This is a genomic window from Amycolatopsis sp. NPDC104863, assembly GCF_055582965.1.
Genome location: NZ_JBVJOW010000004.1, coordinates 860,250 through 882,341, shown reverse-complemented (window position 1 = coordinate 882,341; position 22,092 = coordinate 860,250). Strand labels below are relative to the sequence as shown.

Genomic DNA, 22,092 nt, shown 5'->3' with positions numbered 1-22,092 from the left:
CCGACCCGACACTGTAACCGGGGTGGCTCAGACCAGGGGACGCCCGGTGCGCAGCCGCCGGCGCAGGTCCCAGAGGCAAAGGTTGTAGGGGAACCGCCGCAGCGGCGTCGGCAGCACCCGCACGACACGGCCGATCCCGGCGAGGAGCGTGTCGAACCGGCGCTGGTCGGCGGGGGTCCACGGCAGCCGCATCTCGTCGCGGAAGCGCTGCGGCAGGAAGCCCGTGGTGACGAACCGGTGGAACGGCCGGCCGAGCACGGCCAGGGCCGGCGGCAGGAACCGCAGGTCGACGATGGCGGTGAGGTACCGGCGGACGGTGTCGTCGATCCCGACGTCGGCGAGCGCGTCCGCCCAGTACTTCTCGAACGCCTCGCGGTCGTCCGGCCACATCTCCGGACGCACCTGCAGCGTGGTGCCCAGCTTCGCGGCGTCACGGTAGAAGAGCGCCGGCTCACCGCCGACGAAGGCGCGGTAGACGTCTTCGAAGCCCTTGTAGAGGCACGCCGCGACCCACAGCTGCAGGTCGGTGTCGAAGGCGTTGTAGGCGACCGGGCTTCCGGCGCTCGACCGGACCTGGGTGTGGGCCCGGTTGACGCCCTTCCGGTACGCGGCGCGCTCGGCGTCGGTGCCCATCGTGGCGACCGCGAGGTAGGTGAGGGTGGTCCGCGTCCGCTTCGCGGGGTGGCGGAAGAGGTTGCCGCTGTCGACCTTGCTCTCGAGCACGCCGTACCCGACCGGCGCGCGGGAGAGCTGCATGATCACGTTCGCGCTCCCGGCCAGCAGCCCGGCCCCGATGACGGCGTCGTGGAGGGCGGTTTCGGCCATGGTCACGCCTCCTCGCGTGAGCGGTTGACCACCTCAGGAAACGCGCCTGTTGACGTCGTGTCAAGAGCGGTAGGCGGCCCGGGCGAACGCGATCAGCGCCCGCGCGGCCGGGCTCAGCGGGCCGTCGGTCCGCCACGCCAGCGCCAGCGCGCCCCGCAGCCCCGGCCCCTCGATCTCGACCACCCGCAGCTCCGCCGCGTGGTAGCGGGCCAGCGACTCCGGCACGACGGCGACACCCAGGCCGCGCATCGCCAGCTGCACCAGCACGTTCGGGTCGGCCGCCTCGAACGCGATCCGCGGGGTCAGCCCCGCCCGCGCGAACGCGGTGTCCAACGCCGTCCGCAGGCCCGTTCCCTTCGGCAGCGCCATCAGCGGCCGGCCCGCGAGATCGGGGATCGAGACCGCCGTCCGGTCGGCGAGCGGGCCGCCGGGCGCCGTCACGGCCAGGAACGGCTCGTCGAGCAGCACCTGCGTCGCGATGCCGGCCGGCGGATCGGTGGCCAGGCCGACGACGGCCAGGTCCAGCCGTCCTTCGAGCAGCCCCGCCAGCATCGTGTCGGAGTTGGCTTCCGACAGCGTGATCTCGACCGCCGGGTACCGCTCGTGGAAGCCGGCCAGCAGGTCCGGCAGCCCGACCGGGCCCGCCGACGTCACCGCGCCGATCGCGACCTGGCCGCGGACCAGCCCGGCCAGCTCGTCGACGGCTTCGCGCACCCCCTGCACCGCCGCGAGCGCGGCCCGGGCGTGCGGCAGGGCCGCGGCGCCGACGTCGGTGAGCCGGACCGCGCGGCCCGACCGGTCCAGCAGCTCCTGCCCCAGCTCGCGCTCCAGCCGCCGGACCTGCGCGCTCACCCCGGGCTGGGCGACGTGCAGCCGTTCCGCCGCGCGCGTGAAGTTGCCTTCCTCGGCGACGGCGACGAAGTACGCGAGCTGGTGCAGTTCCATAAGCGTTGATTCTAGTCGGTAGACAAACCAGATCTTGGACTTCTGATCGAAACCGTCCGAAGCTGGACGCAGACGAAAGGAGCCACCATGGACGTCACCCCGCTCACCGGCGAGATCTTCCAGCCCGGCCAGGACGGTTACGACGAGGAGGTCGCGGGCTTCCAGCTCGCCGTCCCCAGCCGGCCCGCGGTGGTGGTCGGCGCCACCACGGCCGAGGACGTCGTCACCGCCGTCCGGTTCGCCACCGCGCACGGGCTGCCGGTCGCCGTGCAGGCCACCGGGCACGGCCGGACCACCGCCGCCGACGGCGGGCTGCTGATCAGCACCCGCCGGCTGACCGGCGTCGAGGTCGACGCCGAGGCCCGGACCGCGCGCGTCGAGGCCGGGGTCCGCTGGGGCGCGGTGCTCGAAGCCGCCGGGGCGCACGGGCTGGCGCCGCTCAGCGGCTCGTCGCCGGACGTCGGCGTGGTCGGGTACACGCTCAGCGGCGGCTTCGGGCTGATGGCCCGCCGGTACGGCCGCGCCGCCGACCACGTCCGCGCCCTCGACGTCGTCACCGCCGACGGCGAGCTCCGGCGCGCCGAGCCGGGGTCCGACCTGTTCTGGGCGCTGCGTGGCGGGCGCGACAGCTTCGGCGTCGTCACGGCGATCGAGTTCGACCTGGTCCCGGTCACCGGCCTCTACGGCGGCAGCCTCACCTTCGACACTCCCGACCTCGCCACGGCGCTGCGGGCCTGGCGCACGTGGTCGGCGGCCGCGCCCGACACGCTGACGACGTCCCTCGCCATGATCGAGTACCCCGACCTGCCGGTGCTGCCGGAACCGCTGCGCGGCAGGCACATCGCGCAGATCCGGATCGCCTACCTCGGCGAGGACGGCGACGACCTGGTCGCGCCGCTGCGGGCCGCCGCGCCCACCCTGATGGACACGCTGAAGCCGATGCCGTTCACCGAGTCCGGCTCGATCGCGGCCGAGCCGCGGCAGCCGCACGGGTACCAGGGCGGCAACGCGACCGTGTCGCAGCTCAACGACGCGATGCTCGACGCGGTCCTCGAGCACGCGGGCCCCGGCGCGCCCGTGCCGACCGTCCTGATCATCGACCGCCTGGGCGGCGCGCTCACCCGGCCGCCGGAAACGCCGGGTGTCGGCTGGGACCGCGAAGCCGAGTTCGTCGTCCGGACGCTGTCGGTCGTCGGCGACGACGACGTGCCGTCGATCCGGCGCGCGCACGCGAAGCTGTTCGACGCGCTGGCGCCGTGGACGACCGGGCGGCTGCTGCCGTTCGTGTACGGCGAGCACGCGCCGGCGGAGGTCGCCGAGAGCGTCCACCCGGCCGCCGACCTCCGGAAGCTGCGGGAGCTCAAGCGCCGTGAAGACGCCGGCGGCGCCTTCCGCCCGGTCGGCTGAGCACCCGGCGACCGTCGGCAAAGGACAGGTAATCCAGGCCATATACTCGCCCCGACGATCACACTGACGGGGGAACCGCCTTGCGCACGATGAGCCACGAGGACTATCTCGGCAGCCGCCGGTTCCCGGGGCTCGACGGCCTGCGCGCGATCGCGGCGACCATGGTCATCTTCTACCACTTCGGCGGTCCGAACTGGACCTTCCTGTCGGGCTGGGTCGGCGTTTACATCTTCTTCGTGCTGTCCGGGTTCCTGATCACGACGCTGCTGCTGCGTGAGCAGGACCGGACGGGCCGGATCTCGCTGTCCAACTTCTACATCCGGCGCGTGTTCCGGATCCTGCCGCCGTACCTGGTGATCCTCGGCGGGATCGTGGCGTTCGTGCTGCTGCGCGCGGAGTTCCTCTCGCGCGACTTCCCGCAGGCGCTGAAGTACTACCTGACGTTCCTGAACGAGTTCCTGCCCAAGGTGACCACGGGCGAGGACAACTTCTTCAGCGGCTCGTGGACGCTGGGCATCGAGGAGAAGTTCTACCTCGTCTGGCCGTTCCTGCTGGTCGCGATCGGGATCGGCGCGGCGAAGCGCAAGTTCCTGCTGGTCGGGACCGCGATGGTGATCCTGCTGGCCCTGGTCCCGCTGACCACCGGCGGCTGGACCCTCGACGGCTCGAAGACCGCGATCTACCGCTCCACGATCCACTACTTCATCCTCGCGGGCGGCTGCCTGCTGGCGATCCTGCTGCACTACCGCCGCGGCTACGCGGTCCTCAAGCCGTTGACACACCCCCTGGCGGCGATCCCGATCGTGGCGGCGTTCGCGTTGATGACCGCGAACCTCGACCGGCTCTGGACCGAGACGGGCCAGAACCTGTTCCTGCTCGTCGGGTACGCGGTGCTGACGATGCTGCTGCTGATCGTCCTGGTGAGCCCGGGCCCGTTGCGCTGGCTGCTGGGCACGGCGCCGATGCGCTTCGTGGGCGAGCGGTCGTACTCGCTGTACCTGCTGCAGGGGCCGGTGCACTTCGTCGTGGTGCAGGCGGTGCCCGGGCTCGCGGAGCACCGGACGGTGTCGGGGCTGACGGTGTTCCTCGTCGGGTTGGCGATCGCGGATCTGATCCACCGGTGGGTGGAGAAGCCGCTGATCGGTGTCGGGAAGCGGATCATTTCCCGGAAGGAAGCCCGGCGGGAGTCTCGGGAGGCTGTGGCTCCGTTGGCTGAGACGCGCGCGGAGCCCGCTCCTGTGGCGTCGTCGGCGTCCTAGCGCTCAAGGTGCCTCGGATGGTGCCGGTGCTCGGCCGCCGGCAGTTCCGCGCCGAGCCCCGACACCTTCCTAGCGCTCCAAAACCACGATCGGGATGATCCGCGTGGTCTTCTTCTCGTAGTCCGCAAAGCCCTCGGCGTGGGCGATCATCCCCGCGTACAGGCGGTCGCGCTCGGCGCGGTCCTCGATCACCGTGGCCGTCGCCTCGAAGGTCTCTTCGCCGACCTCGACCGTGACCTTCGGGTTCGCCACCAGGTTGTGGAACCACGCCGGGTTCTTCGGCGCGCCGCCCATGGACGCCGCGATCACGAGGCGGTCGCCGTCACGGGTGTAGACCAGCGGGGAAAGGCGCGCCTCGCCGCTCTTGGCGCCGGTGGTCGTGAGCAGGAGCACGTTCTTGCCCGCGAACATGCCGCCGACCACGCCCGCGTTCGCGCGGAACTCCTCGGTGACCCCCTTGTTCATCTCGCGAACTTCGTTCAGGCCCGGGACCTCGGATGTCATCTCAACCCCTGTTTCCAGCCGGTACGCTCGATCGGTGCCCCGAGGTAGGCTCGGGAGCGTTCGAAGCGTTTGCTTTGCAAACAAAGCTACCGACGGGACGAGCGTCATGTCAACGGAAGCCGGGCCGAGTGTCGAGGACGGCGTGCGTCAGCTGCTGCTCCTGATGCCACGCCTGGTCGGCCGGGCGAAGCGCACCCCGGTCCCCGACGAGCTGAACGGCTGCACGCTGGCGCCCCGGCACCTGTCGCTGCTGTCGTACCTGCTCTTCGACGGCCCGATGACCGTCACCGAGCTGGCCACCCGCCTCCAGGTGGCGCCGACGACGGCGAGCCTGATGGTCGGCGACCTCAGCCGTCAGGGCGTGCTGAACCGCGACGAAGACCCGGCCGACCGCCGCCGCACCATCGTCAGCATCACCCCAGACCGCCGCCCGGCGGTCGACGCCTGGCTGGCCCGGGGTGCGAAGGCCTGGAGCGACGCGCTGGCGCCGTTGAGCCCGGCCGAGCGTCAGCTGGTGATCTCGACGCTGGAGGCCTACGAGCGCGGCACCTGCGAGGGTCCCGGCTGCTAGCTCAGTCCTCGGCGGGCTTCTCGCGGGCCAGCTTGCGCTGCGCCTCCGCGCGTTCCCGGCACTTGCGGAGGAACTCCTCGTCGTCGTCCGCGCTCGTCGCCGCGAACCGGCCCGGGCGGTCGTACTCCGGATACGCGGGCGCGTTGCGCTCGTACGCCCCGCGGGCCCGCGTCGCGTGCTGCGGCCGGCCCGCGACCAGCCAGACGATCGACCCGACCAGCGGCACCACCAGCACGAGCAGCAGCCACAGCAGCTTCGGGAGGTTGCGGCAGGACGACTCGTCGGTCGTGATCACGTCGACGAGACAGAAGATCCACAACCCGAGCGTGACGAAGCCCAGCAGGCCATCCATGTACAGCAATTACCGCACCTTCCCCAGAAGTGAACGCGGTAAGTCTTAGCAGAGGCCGCCGCCGGTCGTGGCGCGGGTCACCCGCAGCGCTTCGAGCACGCCGGTCGCGATCGCGACCGCGTGCGCCGGCCCCGGACATTCGCGCGGCCCTTCGCCGAACGGCCTGCCGGTCAACGGAACCGAGACGTCCTCGCCGTTGATCCGGCGGCGCGTCTGCGCCACCGGCGGGTCCCCGCGCAGCACGTCCGCCACCGCGTCCTCGGGCGGCTTTCCCGCCAGCACCAACGGAACCGCGGCGCCGATCAGCCCGGCGGTGGCCTCACACGCCTGGACCAGCAGGCAGATCCGCGCGGCCACGAGCTCGTCGGCGGTCCCGCCGCACGCCGTGACCAGCCGCCCCAGGGCGGCTTCGGCTTCGGCGGACGGCGTCACGTGCGGGTGGTAGGCGGCCGCGACCGCCACGACGTCCGAGGCCACCACCGGCAGGCCCAGCTCGCCCGCCAGCACGCTGACGACGACCAGGCGGTGATTGTCGCGGTCAGCCTCAGAAGCCTTGCGCCGCAACACTTCCGGATCGACGCGGGACAGCAGCCCGACGGCGAGGGCGCGCCGCCGGGTGTGGTCGGAGCCGTTGCTGAAACGGGCGACGGACGCGCGCAGCCAGGCGACGCTCCGTTCGGGACCGTCGGCGGGAACGGGCGGAACCGGGGCGGCCAGCGAAGTCATGGCGTGAAGGTAGCCACCGGAAACGTCGGCGGCGGCCGAAGTTTCAGAGCAGCCGCGGCGGCGGGAACCACGTCGCCTGCGGGCCGCCGCACTGGTCCGGCCGCGGGACGTCGTGCTGGAACCACCACGCCGCGGTGACGCGGCCGTCGGGCAGCCGGTAGGTCGGCGGCCCGGCGACGCGGGCGAGCCCGGCGGCCTGCAGCGACCGCGCGCTCGCGATGTTCCCGACCTCGGCGCCGGCGCGCACCCGCGGCAGGCCGAGGTGCTCGTGGGCCAGCACGAGCCCGGCCGCGAAGAGCACCCGGCCGTTCCCGCGCCCGCGGTAGTCCGGCGCGAGGTAGCCGCCGGTCTCGGGGCCGCCGTCCTCCCCGGTGTGGACGCTCACCAGGCCGACGCACCGGTTGGCCTCGACGTCGATCATGACCAGGTCGAGCGACTGCGGATCCGGCGAAACCCAGTCCGGGCCGGTCCCGGGCACCACCCGCATGGCATCGGCCCGCGCCCCCCGCGCGACGATGGAGTCCTGCTGCCACCCGAGCCACCGCTGAGCGGCGGGGTCGCTCCCACACGCCACGGCGGCGGCGTACTCCCAGGCGGTGGGGGTCCGGAAGAGGAAGCGCCCGCTGCGCACCACATGGCCCTGCCGGTCGCAGGCCCGCTTGGTCATCAGGCGCCCGCGCCGGGTGAGCCGGTCGAAGATCCCCTTGGTGGCTGGCAGCATCGCGGCGAAATCGTAGCGGAGCGGCGGTGGCCCGGTCCGCGAACGGGACGACGAGGCCGAGTCGCCGACGCGTAACGCCGCCCGAGTGATCGCCGACTCCTGCGGGTACACCCGACGGAAAGGCGGCCCGCGTGGGTCTCATCCGCAAGTCCCTCATGATCGGCACGGCCGGGCTCGTGCGCGGCAGCAGCAAGAAGCAGCGTGTCGCCAAGAAGTCGCTTCGCGAGCTGCAGGCCCAGACCCGGCTTCAGCGCGAAGCCCTCGCGCAGCAGGCTCAGGCGCCCGCCGCTCAGCCTCCGGCCCCCGCCGGGCCGCCCGCCGGCTGGTACCCCTCACCGCAGCAGCCGAGTGCGACGCAGTGGTGGGACGGCTCGCGGTGGACCGAACACTTCAAGCCGGCCGGCTAGCAGGCACCTCGACCAGCTGAAACGCCCCCTTCACGAGCACGCGCCCAAAACGTGCTCTTCCCCGGGGCGGCCCAGCCGTTATTGTGGCCCGATGACGGCCGTACCCGAGGCGACCGACCTGGACGGCTCCGGCCGTGCGGCGCAGCCTCGTCAGCTCATCGTGACGGTGTACGGCCTCTACTCGCGCACCGAAGGCGGCTGGCTCTCCGTCGCCTCGCTCATCGACCTGCTGGCCGCCGTCGGGGTGGACGAGCCCGCCGTGCGGTCCTCCATCTCCCGGCTGAAGCGGCGCGGCATCCTCGAAGCCGTGCGCCGGGACGCCACCGCCGGGTACGAGCTGTCCGACGAAGCCCGCGAGATCCTGCGTGAGGGCGACGAGCGCATCTTCCGCCGCGAGCGCGCGACTCCCGCCGACGGCTGGCTGCTCGCCGTCTTCTCCGTGCCCGAGACCGAGCGGCACAAGCGGCACCTGCTGCGCACCCAGCTCGCGCGGATGGGCTTCGGCACCGCCGCCTCCGGCGTCTGGATCGCGCCGGCCCACCTCCACGACGCCGCCGCCGAGGCCCTGACCCGGCTCGGCCTCGCCGGGTACGCCGACCTCTTCCGCGCCGACCACCTGGCCTTCGGTGACGTCGCCGCGAAGGTCCGGGACTGGTGGGACCTCGAGCGGCTCGACGAGCTCTACACGACCTTCCTCGACGAGCACGGCCCGGCGCTGCGCCGCTGGCAGCGCCGCAAGTCCGTCGCCGAAGACGAGGCCTTCGCCGACTACGTCCGGGTGCTCACCGGCTGGCGGCGGATGCCCTACCTCGACCCCGGCCTGCCCGCGGAGTTCCTGCCGGACGACTGGTCGGGGATCCGCGCGGCCGAGCTGTTCTTCGAGCTGCACTCCCGGCTGGAGAACCCGGCGCGCGCGTACGTCGCGAAGTCGATCAACGTGGGCTGACGACCGCGAAGCCCTGCACCTCGACCAGGGCCTCGTCGTCCCACAGCCGCGAGACGCCGATGCCGGCCATCGCCGGGTACTCCGTGCCCGCGAGCCGCCGCCAGACCGCGCCGATCTCGCGCGCGTGCGCCCGGTAATCAGGCATGTCCACGATGTAGATCGTCACGCTGCAAAGGTCCTCGGGCGAACCGCCGGCCGCGCGCAGCGACGTCAGCAGGTTGCCGAGCGCGCGTTCGAACTGCTCCACCACGCCGTCGCCGACGATCTTGTTCGACGCGTCCAGCGCGGTCTGCCCGGCGAGGAAGACGACCCGCCCCTCCGCCACCACCGCGTGCGAGAACCCGGACGGCTTGCCGAGCTCGGGCGGGTTGATGCGTTCCATGCCCGACACCGTAACCCATCTTTCGCCTCATTGACGGTCGTACCGCCGACGACATACCCTGGGCGGCGTGCGAATCGGTGTGATCGGCGGCGGCCCGGCGGGCCTGTACTTCGCCGCGCTGGCGAAACAGCTCGGTCCCGGGCACGACATCACCGTCTGGGAGCGCAACGCCCCGGACGACACGTTCGGCTTCGGGGTCGTCTTCTCCGACGAGACGCTCGGTGGCATCGAGCACGCCGACGCGGCCGTGCACGAGGCCATGCGCGCCGAGTTCGCGCGCTGGGACGACATCGACGTCCACTACCGCGGCACGGTCACCACCTCGGGCGGCCACGGCTTCGCCGCGATGAGCCGCAAACGTTTGCTCGGCATCCTGCAGCACCGCTGCGCCGAGCTGGGCGTGGCGCTGCGCTTCCGCGAGGAGGCGCCCACCGACCTGTCCGGTTACGACCTGGTCATCGCCGCCGACGGGGTCAACTCCGCCGTGCGCGCGCGGCACGCCGAGCACTTCCGGCCGAGCGTCGAGACGCGCCGGTGCCGCTACATCTGGCTCGGCACGGACCTCGTGTTCGACGCCTTCAAGTTCTACGTCCTCGAGACGCCGGCCGGGATCATGCAGATCCACGGTTACCCGTACGGCCGCGACGGCAGCACGTTCATCCTCGAAGTGCAGGAGGACGTCTGGCAGCGGACGTTCGGGCCCATCGCGGCCACGAACCTCAAGCCGGGCGAGAGCGACGAGAAGTCGATCGCGCTGATCCGCGAGCTGTGCGCCGACGTCCTCGACGGCCACGGCGTCATGGCCAACAACTCGAAGTGGGTCTCGTTCGGCACCGTGCGCTGCGAGAGCTGGGTGCACGACAACGTCGTCCTCCTCGGCGACGCGGCGCACACCGCGCACTTCTCGATCGGCTCCGGCACGAAGCTGGCGATGGAAGACGCGCTCGCGCTGGCCGCCTGCCTGCACGAACACGAAGGTGTCGCGGAGGCGCTCAAGGCGTACGAGCTGGAACGGCGCCCGGTCGTCACGTCGACGCAGCGCGCCGCGCAGGCGAGCCTCGAGTGGTTCGAGAACATCGCGCAGTACGCCCACCAGGAGCCGCCGCAGTTCGCGTTCAACATCCTCACGCGCAGCCGCCGCGTCACCTACGACAACCTCCGCCTGCGTGACCCGGAGTTCGCCACCGAGCTCGACCACTGGTTCGCGCGGTCGCTCGGGACGACGTCGCGGCCGCCGATGTTCCAGCCGTTCAAGCTCGGTGAGCTCGAGCTGGCCAACCGGATCATCGTGTCCCCCATGGACATGTACTCCGCGGTCGACGGTGTGCCGGGCGACTTCCACCTCGTGCACCTGGGCAGCAAGGCGCTCGGCGGCGCCGGGCTGGTGATGACCGAGATGGTCTGCGTCTCCCCGGAAGGCCGGATCACGCCGGGCTGCGGCGGACTGTACACCGCCGAGCAGGAAGCGGCCTGGAAGCGCGTCGTGGACTTCGTGCACACGCAGTCACCCGCGCGCATCGGTGTCCAGTTGGGACACTCCGGCCGCAAGGGCTCGACCAAGCTCATGTGGGACGGCATCGACGAGCCGCTCCCGGACGGCAACTGGGAGATCAGCGCGCCCTCGGCGCTGGCCTACTCCGACCGGAACCAGGTGCCGCGCGAACTGTCCACAACGGACATGGCCGGGATCAGGGACGAGTTCGTCGCCTGCGCGGAAGCCGCCGCGCGGGCCGGGTTCGACGTCCTCGAACTGCACTGCGCACACGGCTACCTGTTGTCGTCCTTCCTTTCCCCGCTGACGAACCGGCGTCGTGACGAGTACGGCGGCTCGCTCGAGAACCGGCTGCGGTTCCCGCTCGAAGTCTTCGACGCGGTCCGCGCGGTGTGGCCGGCCGAGCGGCCGATGACCGTCCGGATCTCGGCGACCGACTGGGCCGAGGGCGGCATCACCGCCGACGACGCCGTCGAGATCGCCCGGGCCTTCGCCGAGCACGGCGCGGCCGGCATCGACGTCTCGACGGGGCAGGTCGTCTGCGACGAGAAACCGCAGTACGGCCGCAGCTACCAGACGCCCTACGCCGACCGGATCCGCAACGAGATCGGGCAGGAGTACGGCATCGCGGTGATCGCGGTCGGCGCGATCTCGTCCTACGACGACGTCAACGCGCTGATCCTGGCCGGGCGCGCCGACCTCTGCGCACTGGGCCGCACCCACCTCTACGATCCACAGTGGACTCTGCACGCGGCGGCCGAGCAGGGGTATCCGATGCCGTGGCCGAGGCCGTTCGCCGCCGGCAGCCGCAAACCGCAGACCGGCCGGAGCGACGGCCCGGAGCCGCGGCTCGACCTCGTCCGGTCCGGGCCCACCGGCACCGCCCATGCCCGCTGGCGACCGGGAGCCTCGTCATGACCGCTTTCGCCCTGACCCCGGAACAGAAGGAGTTCGCCGGTGAGGTCCGGCGGCTGGGCGAGGAGCAGCTGCGCCCGCTCGCGGAGTCCGGTGTGGAGGGTGCGGTCAACCGCCCGCTGCTCAAGGCGATGGGCGCGCTCGGCCTGCTCGCGCGGCTCTTCCCCGGCGTCGCCGAAGGAAAGCCGTCGCGGCAGGCCGCCGCGACGGATCTCTGCATCCTGCGGGAGAACCTCGCCACGGTGAGCACCGAAGCCGAGACGGCGCTGGCATTGCAGGGCCTGGGAAGCTACCCGGTCCTGCAGTCCGGACAGGACGGTCAGGTCGCCAAGTGGCTGCCCGCCGTCGCGGCCGGGGACGCCGTCGCCGCGTTCGCCCTGACCGAGCCGGACGCCGGTTCGGACGCGGCCGCGCTGTCGCTCGCCGCGGAGCCCGACGGCGACGGCTGGCGGCTCACCGGCGAGAAGATGTGGATCTCCAACGCGCCCGAGGCCGACTTCTACACGGTGTTCGCGCGCACGGCCGAAGGCCTGGGTTCCCGTGGCGTCAGCGCGTTTGTCGTCCCCGGCGACCGGCCCGGGCTCGGCGGTGAGCACCTCGACCTGGTCAGCCCGCACCCGATCGGCACGGTGACGTTCGACGGTGTCGAAGTCCGGCGTGAGGAGCTGCTGGGGGAAGAGAACCGCGGCTTCGCGGTGGCGATGCGGACCCTCGACCTCTTCCGGCCGAGCGTCGGCGCGTTCGCCGTCGGGATGGCGCAGGCGGCGCTCGACGCCACTGTGGACCACACGAGCGAGCGGGAAGCCTTTGGTGGCCCGCTGATCAAGCAGCAGGCCGTGGCGCACACCCTTGCCGAGATGGCGACCCGCACGGAAGCCTCGCGGCTGCTGGTGTACGCCGCCGCGGCCGCCTACGACGCGGGTGAGCCGAACCTCGGCGGCCGCGCGGCGATGGCGAAGCTGTTCGCCACCGAAGCCGCGCAGTTCGTCGTCGACTCCGCGGTGCAGCTGCACGGCGCGCGAGCCCTGCGGCGAGGGCACCTCCTCGAGCACCTCTACCGCGAGGTCCGCGCACCGCGCATCTACGAAGGCGCGTCGGAGATCCAGCGGACGATCATCGCACGATGGCTGGCTTCGGCTTCCGGTCGAGCCACCACTGGCTGAGCAGCAGCAGGCTGAGCAGGCTCATCGTGCCCGACAACGTCGACGCGGCCTGGATGAGCGAGGTCTGGTCCGGGTAGAACGGGCCGAGACCCAGGAACGCGAGCGGCGCGTAGACCCGGCTGAGCAACGTGTTCATCGTCATCGCGAAACTGCGGATCATCCACTTCCGGTGGTCGGCGTACCGCCGCTGCCGGATCGCGCGCCAGCCGGCGACGGTGAAACCGAGCCACAGCAGCGCCGCGAAGACGTTGAAGGCACCAGCGGCCGGGCCGAACGCGCTGAACAGCGCGATGGTCAGCGCCATCAGCGCGGACGGGATGGCGCCGGCGAAGACGTAGATCCGGCCGACCCGGCGGTGCACCACCGGGTGGGTACGCCGCAGCCACGGCCAGACCTGCAGGAGCACACCGATGATGGCGATGCTGCCGAAGAGGATGTGCCCGACGAGGAACCAGTAGTGCGCGGCGAACCCGGCCGGCGCGGGCACCCGCGACTGCGCGGGATCGAAGGTGAGGTACGGCGGGAGCGAGTACGCGAGGAAAACAGCGACGACCACGGCGAGCGGCGCCAGCCAGGGCCGTCGCCACCACCTCGGTCTCTCCTGGGCGGGCGCAGGTCTGATCTCGGTCCGGACGGTCATGGCTAACCCCCAAGTCGGCTACCCGTCCGACGCTAGGGGCGTGCCCCACCCGGAACCATCCGGCGCACCACCGGCCACGCGGTGGGGCTCGCCCTACCGCCGAAAAGCCGTGAAGGCCACCTCGAGATTTCGAGGTGGCCTTCACGAGCGTGGAGTCAGCTGCCCCGGACTCGCCGCACGGTGTCGCGGTAGAAGTAACCGCTCTGCTTGATCGTCCGCTCCTGCGTCTCGTAATCCACGCGGATCAGCCCGAACCGCTTCGCGTAGCCATAAGCCCACTCGAAGTTGTCCAAAAGGGACCAAGCGAAGTACCCACGCACGTCCGCACCCGCGTTGCGCGCCGCCGCCACCGCGGCGATGTGCGAGGCCAGGTAAGCCGTTCGCTGCTCGTCGCGGACGAAACCGGACGAGTCCGGGTCGTCGTCGAAGGCCGAGCCGTTCTCCGTGATGTACATCGGGAGACCCGGGTAGTCACGCCCGAGGCGGGTCAGCAGCTCGGTGAACTTGTCCGGCAGGATCTCCCAGCCCATCGCCGTCGTCGGCTCGCCGAACGGGATCGTGCGGGACGTCGGGACGCCGTCGTCGTCGACCGCGCGGCCGGTCTCGTCGACACCCGAGAACTGCTGGCCGAAGTAGTAGTTCACGCCCAGGAAGTCCAGCGGGGTCGAGATGACCGACAGGTCGCCGTCCTGGATCGGCAGCTTCACGCCGCGGGCCTCCAGGTCCTCGACCACGTCCGACGGGTACTCCCCGCGGACCAGCGGGTCCAGGTAGATCCGGACGCCGAGGCCGTCCGCCTGCCGGGCCGCGCGAACGTCCTCTTCGGACTCCGTCGCCGGGTCGGCCGTGCACATGTTGAGCGTGATGCCGAACTCCGTGTCCGGCGGTGCGGCCTCCCGCATCCGCTGGGTCGCGAGACCGTGGCCGAGCAGCAGGTGGTGGACCGCGTGCAGCCCGGCCGCGTAGTCACGCCGGCCCGGCGCCATCACGCCGTGCACGTACCCGTGCATGGCCGAGCACCACGGCTCGTTCAACGTCGTCCAGTGCCGCACCCGGTCCTTGAGGCGGTCGAACACCAGCATCGCGTAGTCGGCGAAGCGGTACGCCGTGTCGCGCGCCGGCCAGCCGCCCGCGTCTTCGAGCTCCTGCGGGAGGTCCCAGTGGTACAGCGTCAGCCACGGCGTGATGCCGCGCTCGAGCGTCTCGTCGACCAGCCGCTCGTAGAACCCCATGCCCGCTTCGTTGACCCCGCCGCGCCCGCGCGGCTGGATCCGGGGCCACGCCACGGAAAACCGGTAGGTGTCGGCGCCCAGCTCGCCGACCAGCCCGATGTCCGCCGGCATCCGGTGGTAGTGGTCGCACGCCACGTCGCCGGTGTCGTTGTTGTCGATCGCCCACGGGACCTGGCAGAAAGTGTCCCAGATGGACGGTGTGCGCCCGTCTTCGGAGACCGCGCCTTCGATCTGGTACGCGGCGGTGGCCACGCCCCAGCGGAAGTCCGGCGGCAGGCTGTCGATCAGCGCCTGCTGCTGCGCGGTCGCGGCTGTGGTCTCGGTCAAGGCAGGTCTCCTCCAGTGGTGCCGGACAGGGACGGACGGCGTTCAGGGAGTGGCGACCGGGTGCAGGAAGCAGGCCACTTCCCGGCTCCGGTCACCGCCGGGCAAGCCCAGCTCGGGCACCTTCGAGTCGCACGGCTCGAAGGCCTTGGGACACCGCGGGTGGAACGCGCAGCCGGCCGGCATGCCCCGCGTGTCCGGCGGTGAGCCCGGGATCCCGGCCAGCTCGCGGCGCGGACCGCGCAAGGCCGGGAAGGAGTTCAGCAAGCCGTGGCTGTACGGGTGCAGCGCGTCCCGGTAGAGGTCCGACGCCGGCGCCTGCTCGACGATCCGGCCGCCGTACATGATCGCGATCCGGTCCGAGAACTCGACCAGCAGCGAAAGGTCGTGCGTGATGAACAGGACCGAAAAGCCCAGCCGTTCCCGCAGTTCCACGAGCTGGCCGAGGATCTGGCGCTGCATCACGACGTCGAGCGCGGTCGTCGGCTCGTCCATGATGACCACGCGCGGTTCGAGCGCGAGCGCCATCGCGATCATCACGCGCTGCCGCATACCGCCGGACAGCTGGTGCGGGTACGCCTCCAGCCGGTCGGCCGAGATCCCGACCAGCTTGAGCAGGTCACGAGCCCGCGCCACCCGCCCCGCCTTCGTCGACCGCGGCTCGTGCGCCTTGATGACGTCGACGAGCTGGGTGACGACCTTGTGCACCGGGTTCAGCGAGTTCATCGCGCCCTGGAACACGATCGACGTCTCCGCCCACCGGAAGTCCCGCAGCTGCTTGTCCGTCAGCTTCAGCACGTCGTAGGGCTCGCCGTCGCCGGGGTGGTAGATCACCTCACCACCGCGGATCACACCCGGCGGCGCCAGCAGCCGCGTCAGCCCGTAGGCCAAAGTGGACTTCCCGCTGCCGCTTTCCCCGGCCAGGCCGAGGACTTCGCCGCGGTGCAGCGTCAGGTGCACGTCCCGGACCGCGCGCACGGCCTCGTCGCCGACGCCGTAGTCGACGTCCAGGCCCTTGATCTCCAGGACCGGGTCCATCATGGCTGTTCCTCCCGCCCGAGCACGGGCGTGAAGCCCACGCGCATGCGATGCGTCCGCCCGTCGGCGCCCTTGACGCGCGCCTTGCCGCTGCCGCGCAGCCGCGGGCTGACGAACTCGTCGATGCCGAAGTTGAGCAGGGACAACGCGGTGCCGAGGATCGCGATCGCCAGCCCGGCCGGCACGAACCACCACCACGCGCCCTGCGCGAGGGCCTGCTGGCTCTGCGCCCAGAACAGGATCGTGCCCCAGTTCCAGTTGGACAGTCCCGAGACGCCGACGAACGCGAGCGTGATCTCCGACATCACGGCGAAGATCACCGTGCCGACGAAGCTGGACGCGATCACCGCGGTCAGGTTCGGCAGGATCTCGAAGAAGATCAGCCGCCACGTCGACTCGCCGGTCGCGCGGGCCGCTTCGACGTATTCCCGGCCACGCAACGAAAGCGTCTGCGCTCTGAGCACCCGCGCGCCCCACGCCCACGACGTGAACCCGATGATCACCGCCACCAGGAAGTCACCGCCGGTGGGCACCGCGCTGCCGATGATGATGATCAGCGGCAGCGCCGGGATCACCAGGAACACGTTGGACAGCGCGGAAAGACCCTCACCCGGCGTGCCGCCGAGGTAGCCGGAGGTCACGCCGACGACCACCGCGAGGATCGTCGCCACCACCCCGGCGGCCAGCCCGACGAGCATGACGCTGCGCGTGCCGACCACCACCTGGCTGAAGATGTCCTGGCCGAGGTGGGTGGTGCCGAACCAGTGCCGGGCCGACGGCGCCTCCAGCAGGTCGCTGCTGCGGGCCGACGGGTCGTACGGCGCGATCCACTCGCCGATGATCGCGAGCACCAGGAAGAAGACGATGACGGCGAGGCCGGTGACCGTCTTGCCGCCGGTGAGGAACCGGAACCGGCGCCGGCGGGCCGGTGCGCCGACCGGCAGGGCCTGCACGGCCTTGACGTCCGCTGCGGGCACAGCCATGTCAGCCCTCCTTCCGGGTGCGCGGGTCGAGCGCGAGGTACGCGACGTCGGCGAACAGGTTCGCCACCAGCACCGACAGCGTGATGATCAGGAAGATGCCCTGCATCAGCGGGTAGTCCTGCGAGCCGACCGCCTGGAACAGCTGGTAACCGACGCCGGGGTAGGAGAAGACGATCTCCACCAGCAGCGTGCCGCCGACGATGAACCCGAGCGCCAGCGCGAAGCCGGACACGCTCGGCAGCAGCGCGTTGCGGGCGGCGTACCCGACCATCACCCGGCGTTCGGGCAGGCCCTTGGCGTGCGCGACGGTGACGTAGTCCTCCGACGCGACGGTGACCATCATGTTGCGCATACCCAGGATCCAGCTGCCCATCGAGCTGATCAGGATGGTCAGCGCGGGCAGCAGGCTGTGCTGGATCGCGCTGCCGATGAACGTGCCGTCCCAGCCGGGCACCGTGCCCGGGTCGTACCCGCCGGACGACGGGAAGAAGCTGCCCGGGCCGGCCAGCAGCGTCAACGCGATCAGGCCGAGCCAGAAGTACGGGATCGACGAGAGGAAGGTCGTCACCGGCAGCAGGCCGTCGACCCACGAGCCGCGCTTCCAGCCGGCGAACACGCCGAGCCCGGTGCCGATCGCAAAACCGACGATCGTGGTGATGCCGACCAGGATGATCGTCCACGGCAGACTGTCGCCGAGCAGCTCCGACACCGGCGTCGGGAAGAACGTGAACGAGATCCCGAGGTCACCCCGGAAGAGCTGACCCCAGTAGTCGAAGTACTGGGAGATCAGGCTTTCGTTCTTGTCGAGTCCGAAGAGGACGTAAAGCGACTGGACGGCGTCCTGGCTGATCATGCCCTGGTTCTTCGCGATCAGCGACTGCACCGGGTCACCCGGGATCATCCGCGGGATGAAGAAGTTGATGGTGACGGCGGCCCACGCGGTGAAGACGTAGAAGACCAGCCGTTGCAGCAGGAACCTCATCGGGCGGCCCCGTCGTACAGCCAGCACGCGGCCCAGTGGCCCGGCGCGTCGTCGACCTCGAACCGCGGCGGCAGCTCGGTCTTGCAGCGTTCCATCGCCACCGGGCAGCGAGGGTGGAACCGGCAGCCCGGCGGCGGGTCGATCAGGCTCGGCGGCTCGCCGGCCCCGCGCTCGGCGGGCACCTCACCGGGCGCGAGCTCGGTGTCCACGGCGCCGACCTGGAGCCGGTCGGGGTCGGGGGCGGAGTTGATGAGCAGCCGCGTGTACGGGTGCGCCGGGTTCTGTGTGATGGTCTCGCTGTCGCCGCCTTCGACCATGCGGCCCGCGTACATCACCATCGTCTCGTCGGCGAAGTACCGCGCCGACGCGATGTCGTGGGTGATGTAGAGGATCGCCAGGTGCAGGCGTTCCTTGAGGTCCCGCAACAGGTTCAGCACCCCGAGCCGGATCGAGACGTCCAACATGGACACCGGCTCGTCGGCCAGCAGCGCCTCGGGGTCCGCGCCGAGCGCCCGTGCGATCGCGACGCGCTGGCGCTGCCCGCCGGACAGCTCGTGCGGGAACTTGTCGATGTACCGCTCCGGCGGCGTCAGCTGGACGCGTGCGAGCAGCTCGTGCAGCGACTTCTCGAGGTCGTCACCCGCGCGGCCGTGGATCTTCAGCGCCCGCGTCAGGTGGTAGCGCACGGTGTGCACCGGGTTCAGCGACGCGAACGGGTCCTGGAAGATCATCTGGACCCGGCGGCAGTAGGCCCGGAACGCCCTGCCGTGCTTGACGTTCACCGTCTCGCCGTGCAGCCGGATGTCCCCGCCGGTGCGCGGGTAGAGCCCCGCGAGCAGCCGCGCGACGGTCGACTTGCCCGAGCCGGACTCGCCGACCAGCGCGGTGACCCGGCCCCGCCGCAACGTGAGGGTCACGTCGTCGACGGCCTGCACGGCGCGCCGCGGGCCGGTGAGCGCTGCGCGGCCCTTGCGCCGGACCGGGAAGTGTTTCGTGAGCCCCGCCGCCTCCAGAACGACGGGGAGGTCCCCCTCCGACCCGACGGCGACGGGGTCGGAGGGGGCGGGGGCGGCCGCAGCGGTGTCGCGGCCGTCCCCGTGTTCCGTCATGACCGAATCCGCCATCAGGCCGCGGGCTTCAGGTGGAGGACGATGTCCAGCGCGTTGCGCAGCGTCGGCTGCGCCGGGCCGTACGGGTTGGCCTCGTCCGGCCAGCCCACCCAGTTCTTCGTGCTGTACTCGCCGCCGGAGTTCGCCGCCGACGTCGGGATCATCGGCTGCTGCTCGATCATGATCTTCTGCAGCGTGGCCATCGCGGCGGTGCGGGACGCGTCGTCCTCGGCGTTGGCGTAGGTCGCCAGGGCCTGGGTCGCCTCGTCGTTCTTGTACCGGCCGTAGTTGCCGTTGATGCCACCCTGGCCGGTCGGCTTGTAGCGCGAGCCGTCCATCACGTCGCGGTACATGTCGTACGGCGTCGCACCGTCGTTGGTCCAGTGCATCAGGCCCTCGAAGTCACCGGTGTCGACCGACTTGATCCACGCGTCCTGGTTCATCTTCTCGACCGTGGCGGTGATGCCGATCTGCGCGAGGTTGTCCTTGATGATCTCCAGGTCGGTGATGTAGTCCGACCAGCCCGACGGGACGGTGAGCTTCAGCGTGACCGGCTTGCCGCTCGGGTCGGCCAGCTTGTCTCCGTTGAACTTGTAGCCCGCGCCGGTGAGCAGCGACTTCGCGCCCGGGACGTCGACCTGGACCGACTGGCCCTTGTACTGCGGCGCGATGAACGGGTCGCCCGCCGGCGTCGGAATGCCGGTGACCTGGTCGTTCTTCGGGTAGAAGTACCCGGCCTCACCCTGGTTGAAGATGTCGTCGCGGTTGATCACCTTGTTGACGGCCTGACGCAGCTTCGCGTCGTTCCACGGCGCCTTTTCGGTGTTGAACCACAGGCCGTGCACGGCCAGCTGCGCCGGGAACCACAGCTTGTAGTGCTGCGGGTCCTTGTTGGTGTAGACGGCCTTGTAGTTCGGGATGAAGACGAAGCTCCACTCCGACGCCCCGCTCACCAGCGCGTTGACCTGCGCGTTGTTGTCGGTGTAGGAGGTGTAGCGGATCTCCTTGACCTTCGGCGCTTCCTGCCAGTAACCGGTGTCGCGCCGGGTGACGATCATCGTCTGCGGCGTCGCCGACTTCAGCGTGTACGGCCCGGTGCCGATCGGGTTCTTCACCGTGTCGAGCGCCGGGTCCTTGATGGACTGCCAGACGTGCTTCGGCACGACGAGCGTCTGCAGGATCTTGACCTGGTTGACGAACTGGGAGCCGTCGAAGGCCAGCGTGACCTGGTTGCCGGCCGGGGTGATGTCCTTGTACGGCACGGCGTCGACGTTCAGCGCCTTGTTGTCGCGCAGCAGCTGGAACGTGTAGGCGACGTCCTCGGCGGTCATCGGCTGGCCGTCGGAGAACTTGACGCCGTCACGGACGGTGAGGACGAGCTTCTTGTAGTTGTCCGACCAGTCCCACTTCGTCGCCAGCCACGGCTTGCCGGGCTCCTGCGGCTTGACGCGGTTCAGCATGACCAGGGGCTCGTAGATCATCCACCGGTAGCCCATGTTCGACAGGGCGGACGTCTCGAGGAACGGGTTGTTGTTCTCCGACTGCGGGCCGTCGGGCTTGCCGACGTTGAGGACCGCGTCGGGGTTGCCCTGCCCGGCGCTCGAGCTGCCTCCCCCGCACGCGGTCAGGCCGGTGACGGCCATCAGTCCCACTAGCGCTGCGACTACTGCGCGCTTGACTCGCATCGGTTTCTCCTGCTTTCAGCGACGACGTGCGTGATGTCGACTGGTAGCGAGCCCCGACCGCCGGCGACCGAACGACGTCCCGAAGTCAACCCGGGTGACTCGGGTCACGTCAATAACACGCGGGTAACGTTTTGTGCCTAAGTTTAAGTACTGAAAGAACTGGATGGTTGGACCACTTGGCGGTGCTACTCCTTGCGACGCAAGGGTTTCAGCCGGTCCGGCCACCCGTCGCGAGCAGCTGCGCGACGGGCAGCGTCGCCGCGCCGAGCGCGACCGCCTCCGGTCCGAGCCGGCCGAGGACGACCTCGGTGCGCTCGGCGAGGTAGTCCAGGGCGTGCCGGCCCACCGCGTCGCGCACCGCGGGCAGGATCGCCGGTCCCATGATCGCCCCCGCGGAGCCGGAAAGCACCACCCGGTCGGGGCTGAGCAGGTTGATCAGGTTCGCGATGCCGATGCCCAGGTACTCGCCGGTCTCGGCGAGCACGTCGGCGGCGGCTCCGCCGTGCTCAGCCTCGGCGACGATCCGGGCCAGCTCGGCGTCGCTTTCGTCCCCGATGACCGGTTCCTGGCCGACCCGGTCGGCGTAGTGCCGGACGACCGCCTCGGTGCCGACGTAGGCCTCCAGGCAGCCGTGCGAGCCGCACCGGCAGGCCGCGCCGGCCGCCTTGACGACGGTGTGGCCCCACTCGCTGGTGGTGATGCCGGGGTGCGACGGCCCGGCCGTCGCGACGGCGGCCCCGACCCCGACGCCGAGCAGCGCGACGATGGCGCGTTCGGCGCCCCGGCCGGCGCCGCGCCAGGTCTCGGCCTGGCCGAGCGTGCGCGCGCGGTTGTCGAGGTGGAGCGCCATGAGCTCACGCCCCGGCCGCGGCCCGGGCCCCGGCGGGAACAGCGCGTCGATGTGCGGCCGGATCAGGCCGGCGAAGGCGACCCCGCGCCAGCCGAGGGTCGGCGCGTGCACGATCCCGCCGTCGCGGACCGCGCCGGGCACCCCGATGCCGACCCCGAACACCGCGCCCGGTTCGCCGTCTTCGAGCACTTCGGCGATGCCGGTTCGCACCAGTCCGGCCACTTCGTCCGGATCCAGCCGGGTGCCGACGAGCGGGTGCCGTACCGTGCCGAGGGTCCCGAGGGCGCAGTCGAACAGGCCGACTTCGACGTGCGTCTCACTGACGTCGACGCCGACGACGTGCCCGAAGTCCGGCCGCACGGCCAGCAGCGTCCGGGGCCGTCCGCCGTCCGATTCGACCGATCCCGCCTCCGCGACGACGCCGTCCGCGATGAGCTCGGAGACGACGTTCGTAACGGTGGCGGCCGACAGTCCCGATTCAGCTACTAGTTCCAGTCTGCTGACGGGGCCGCGGAGGTAGAGGGAAGACAGGAGGGCCGCGCGGTTGTGCCGTCGGAGGTCTCGGGTCGTCTGGCGTACCACCTGGGTCACCTGGGGGATTGTGCCAGAGACTGACCGTGCGACCATCAGTTCG

The 22,092-nt window shown here is 71.0% G+C and carries 22 protein-coding genes; 7 read left to right on the top strand and 15 right to left on the bottom strand.

All coding sequences use genetic code 11. The features are described 5' to 3' along the window. Positions 1-27: 27 nt before the first annotated feature. Both ACZ63J_RS25870 and ACZ63J_RS25865 read right to left on the bottom strand, forming a co-directional pair. Complete coding sequence (locus ACZ63J_RS25870) at positions 28-825, bottom strand: oxygenase MpaB family protein (protein ID WP_465400187.1); 798 nt, start codon at positions 823-825, stop codon at positions 28-30. A gap of 60 nt (positions 826-885) precedes the next feature. Further along, complete coding sequence (locus ACZ63J_RS25865) at positions 886-1,770, bottom strand: LysR family transcriptional regulator (protein WP_465341335.1); 885 nt, start codon at positions 1,768-1,770, stop codon at positions 886-888. Positions 1,771-1,857: 87 nt separating this feature from the next. On the opposite strand from ACZ63J_RS25865, the gene ACZ63J_RS25860 reads away from it, so the two are divergent. Both ACZ63J_RS25860 and ACZ63J_RS25855 read left to right on the top strand, forming a co-directional pair. Beyond that, entirely contained in the window at positions 1,858-3,177 is a 1,320-nt protein-coding gene (locus ACZ63J_RS25860; protein WP_465400188.1) for an FAD-binding oxidoreductase, read from the top strand. Between the two features lie 89 nt (positions 3,178-3,266). Beyond that, positions 3,267-4,436: an acyltransferase family protein gene (locus ACZ63J_RS25855; RefSeq protein ID WP_465400189.1), complete on the top strand. Its 1,170-nt coding sequence runs from the start codon at positions 3,267-3,269 to the stop codon at positions 4,434-4,436. 69 nt (positions 4,437-4,505) lie between these two features. On the opposite strand, the gene ACZ63J_RS25850 is transcribed toward ACZ63J_RS25855, so the two are convergent. Further along, positions 4,506-4,940 (bottom strand): nitroreductase family deazaflavin-dependent oxidoreductase, encoded by a 435-nt coding sequence (locus ACZ63J_RS25850; RefSeq protein ID WP_465341330.1) that lies wholly within the window; start codon positions 4,938-4,940, stop codon positions 4,506-4,508. Positions 4,941-5,046: 106 nt separating this feature from the next. On the opposite strand from ACZ63J_RS25850, the gene ACZ63J_RS25845 reads away from it, so the two are divergent. Next, complete coding sequence (locus ACZ63J_RS25845; RefSeq protein ID WP_465302133.1) at positions 5,047-5,511, top strand: MarR family winged helix-turn-helix transcriptional regulator; 465 nt, start codon at positions 5,047-5,049, stop codon at positions 5,509-5,511. Between the two features lies 1 nt (position 5,512). Here the strand turns inward: ACZ63J_RS25845 and ACZ63J_RS25840 are convergent, their stop codons facing one another. The 3 genes from ACZ63J_RS25840 to ACZ63J_RS25830 are packed head-to-tail and all read right to left on the bottom strand — an operon-like array spanning position 5,513 to position 7,310. Next, a complete protein-coding gene (locus ACZ63J_RS25840; protein WP_465400190.1) occupies positions 5,513-5,872 on the bottom strand; it encodes a PLDc N-terminal domain-containing protein in 360 nt (119 codons plus the stop codon). A 36-nt stretch (positions 5,873-5,908) separates the two neighbouring features. Then, positions 5,909-6,589 (bottom strand): cytochrome P450 family protein, encoded by a 681-nt coding sequence (locus ACZ63J_RS25835; protein ID WP_465400191.1) that lies wholly within the window; start codon positions 6,587-6,589, stop codon positions 5,909-5,911. A 43-nt stretch (positions 6,590-6,632) separates the two neighbouring features. Further along, complete coding sequence (locus tag ACZ63J_RS25830) at positions 6,633-7,310, bottom strand: GNAT family N-acetyltransferase (protein WP_465302139.1); 678 nt, start codon at positions 7,308-7,310, stop codon at positions 6,633-6,635. Between the two features lie 131 nt (positions 7,311-7,441). Here ACZ63J_RS25830 and ACZ63J_RS25825 point away from each other — a divergent pair, with 131 nt between their 5' ends. Both ACZ63J_RS25825 and ACZ63J_RS25820 read left to right on the top strand, forming a co-directional pair. Beyond that, on the top strand, positions 7,442-7,717 hold the full coding sequence (locus ACZ63J_RS25825) for a DUF2510 domain-containing protein (RefSeq protein WP_465400192.1): 276 nt from the start codon (positions 7,442-7,444) through the stop codon (positions 7,715-7,717). A 91-nt stretch (positions 7,718-7,808) separates the two neighbouring features. Beyond that, complete coding sequence (locus ACZ63J_RS25820; RefSeq protein ID WP_465400193.1) at positions 7,809-8,663, top strand: PaaX family transcriptional regulator; 855 nt, start codon at positions 7,809-7,811, stop codon at positions 8,661-8,663. Here ACZ63J_RS25820 and ACZ63J_RS25815 read toward each other — a convergent pair. Continuing rightward, complete coding sequence (locus ACZ63J_RS25815; RefSeq protein ID WP_465400194.1) at positions 8,650-9,045, bottom strand: RidA family protein; 396 nt, start codon at positions 9,043-9,045, stop codon at positions 8,650-8,652. The two genes, ACZ63J_RS25820 and ACZ63J_RS25815, sit on opposite strands and share 14 nt — an antisense overlap. A gap of 67 nt (positions 9,046-9,112) precedes the next feature. Here ACZ63J_RS25815 and ACZ63J_RS25810 point away from each other — a divergent pair, with 67 nt between their 5' ends. Continuing rightward, on the top strand, positions 9,113-11,455 hold the full coding sequence (locus tag ACZ63J_RS25810) for a bifunctional salicylyl-CoA 5-hydroxylase/oxidoreductase (RefSeq protein WP_465400195.1): 2,343 nt from the start codon (positions 9,113-9,115) through the stop codon (positions 11,453-11,455). Then, entirely contained in the window at positions 11,452-12,615 is a 1,164-nt protein-coding gene (locus ACZ63J_RS25805) for an acyl-CoA dehydrogenase family protein (RefSeq protein ID WP_465400196.1), read from the top strand. The genes ACZ63J_RS25810 and ACZ63J_RS25805 overlap by 4 nt, the downstream gene beginning before the upstream one ends. Here the strand turns inward: ACZ63J_RS25805 and ACZ63J_RS25800 are convergent. The 8 genes from ACZ63J_RS25800 to ACZ63J_RS25765 form a co-directional block, all read right to left on the bottom strand. Beyond that, entirely contained in the window at positions 12,566-13,255 is a 690-nt protein-coding gene (locus ACZ63J_RS25800; RefSeq protein ID WP_465400197.1) for a DUF2306 domain-containing protein, read from the bottom strand. The genes ACZ63J_RS25805 and ACZ63J_RS25800 overlap by 50 nt on opposite strands. Before the next feature lie 155 nt (positions 13,256-13,410). Continuing rightward, on the bottom strand, positions 13,411-14,814 hold the full coding sequence (locus ACZ63J_RS25795) for a GH1 family beta-glucosidase (RefSeq protein ID WP_465400198.1): 1,404 nt from the start codon (positions 14,812-14,814) through the stop codon (positions 13,411-13,413). Between the two features lie 42 nt (positions 14,815-14,856). Beyond that, the gene (locus tag ACZ63J_RS25790) at positions 14,857-15,852 is read right to left on the bottom strand and encodes an ABC transporter ATP-binding protein (protein ID WP_465341322.1); all 996 of its coding nucleotides are present in this window, start codon (positions 15,850-15,852) and stop codon (positions 14,857-14,859) included. Further along, positions 15,849-16,832 (bottom strand): ABC transporter permease, encoded by a 984-nt coding sequence (locus ACZ63J_RS25785; protein ID WP_465302113.1) that lies wholly within the window; start codon positions 16,830-16,832, stop codon positions 15,849-15,851. Before ACZ63J_RS25785 ends, ACZ63J_RS25790 begins: the two co-directional genes overlap by 4 nt. 1 nt (position 16,833) lies before the next feature. Continuing rightward, the gene (locus ACZ63J_RS25780; protein WP_465302111.1) at positions 16,834-17,814 is read right to left on the bottom strand and encodes an ABC transporter permease; all 981 of its coding nucleotides are present in this window, start codon (positions 17,812-17,814) and stop codon (positions 16,834-16,836) included. Continuing rightward, positions 17,811-18,923 (bottom strand): ABC transporter ATP-binding protein, encoded by a 1,113-nt coding sequence (locus tag ACZ63J_RS25775; protein WP_465400199.1) that lies wholly within the window; start codon positions 18,921-18,923, stop codon positions 17,811-17,813. Before ACZ63J_RS25775 ends, ACZ63J_RS25780 begins: the two co-directional genes overlap by 4 nt. A gap of 14 nt (positions 18,924-18,937) precedes the next feature. Then, complete coding sequence (locus tag ACZ63J_RS25770) at positions 18,938-20,566, bottom strand: ABC transporter substrate-binding protein (protein WP_465400200.1); 1,629 nt, start codon at positions 20,564-20,566, stop codon at positions 18,938-18,940. 250 nt (positions 20,567-20,816) lie between these two features. Continuing rightward, on the bottom strand, positions 20,817-22,049 hold the full coding sequence (locus ACZ63J_RS25765) for an ROK family transcriptional regulator (protein WP_465400201.1): 1,233 nt from the start codon (positions 22,047-22,049) through the stop codon (positions 20,817-20,819). Positions 22,050-22,092: the final 43 nt, after the last annotated feature.

Bases quoted from the DNA above. Each gene is read 5' to 3' on its own strand.
- ACZ63J_RS25775 (WP_465400199.1), bottom strand. From the start codon at position 18,923: ATGACGGAACACGGGGACGGCCGCGACACCGCTGCGGCCGCCCCCGCC.
- ACZ63J_RS25805 (WP_465400196.1), top strand. From the start codon at position 11,452: ATGACCGCTTTCGCCCTGACCCCGGAACAGAAGGAGTTCGCCGGTGAG.
- ACZ63J_RS25820 (WP_465400193.1), top strand. From the start codon at position 7,809: ATGACGGCCGTACCCGAGGCGACCGACCTGGACGGCTCCGGCCGTGCG.
- ACZ63J_RS25870 (WP_465400187.1), bottom strand. From the start codon at position 825: ATGGCCGAAACCGCCCTCCACGACGCCGTCATCGGGGCCGGGCTGCTG.
- ACZ63J_RS25815 (WP_465400194.1), bottom strand. From the start codon at position 9,045: ATGGAACGCATCAACCCGCCCGAGCTCGGCAAGCCGTCCGGGTTCTCG.
- ACZ63J_RS25845 (WP_465302133.1), top strand. From the start codon at position 5,047: ATGTCAACGGAAGCCGGGCCGAGTGTCGAGGACGGCGTGCGTCAGCTG.
- ACZ63J_RS25770 (WP_465400200.1), bottom strand. From the start codon at position 20,566: ATGGCCGTCACCGGCCTGACCGCGTGCGGGGGAGGCAGCTCGAGCGCC.
- ACZ63J_RS25780 (WP_465302111.1), bottom strand. From the start codon at position 17,814: ATGAGGTTCCTGCTGCAACGGCTGGTCTTCTACGTCTTCACCGCGTGG.
- ACZ63J_RS25860 (WP_465400188.1), top strand. From the start codon at position 1,858: ATGGACGTCACCCCGCTCACCGGCGAGATCTTCCAGCCCGGCCAGGAC.
- ACZ63J_RS25830 (WP_465302139.1), bottom strand. From the start codon at position 7,310: ATGCTGCCAGCCACCAAGGGGATCTTCGACCGGCTCACCCGGCGCGGG.
- ACZ63J_RS25835 (WP_465400191.1), bottom strand. From the start codon at position 6,589: ATGACTTCGCTGGCCGCCCCGGTTCCGCCCGTTCCCGCCGACGGTCCC.
- ACZ63J_RS25785 (WP_465302113.1), bottom strand. From the start codon at position 16,832: ATGGCTGTGCCCGCAGCGGACGTCAAGGCCGTGCAGGCCCTGCCGGTC.
- ACZ63J_RS25850 (WP_465341330.1), bottom strand. From the start codon at position 4,940: ATGACATCCGAGGTCCCGGGCCTGAACGAAGTTCGCGAGATGAACAAG.
- ACZ63J_RS25855 (WP_465400189.1), top strand. From the start codon at position 3,267: ATGAGCCACGAGGACTATCTCGGCAGCCGCCGGTTCCCGGGGCTCGAC.
- ACZ63J_RS25790 (WP_465341322.1), bottom strand. From the start codon at position 15,852: ATGATGGACCCGGTCCTGGAGATCAAGGGCCTGGACGTCGACTACGGC.
- ACZ63J_RS25800 (WP_465400197.1), bottom strand. From the start codon at position 13,255: ATGACCGTCCGGACCGAGATCAGACCTGCGCCCGCCCAGGAGAGACCG.
- ACZ63J_RS25865 (WP_465341335.1), bottom strand. From the start codon at position 1,770: ATGGAACTGCACCAGCTCGCGTACTTCGTCGCCGTCGCCGAGGAAGGC.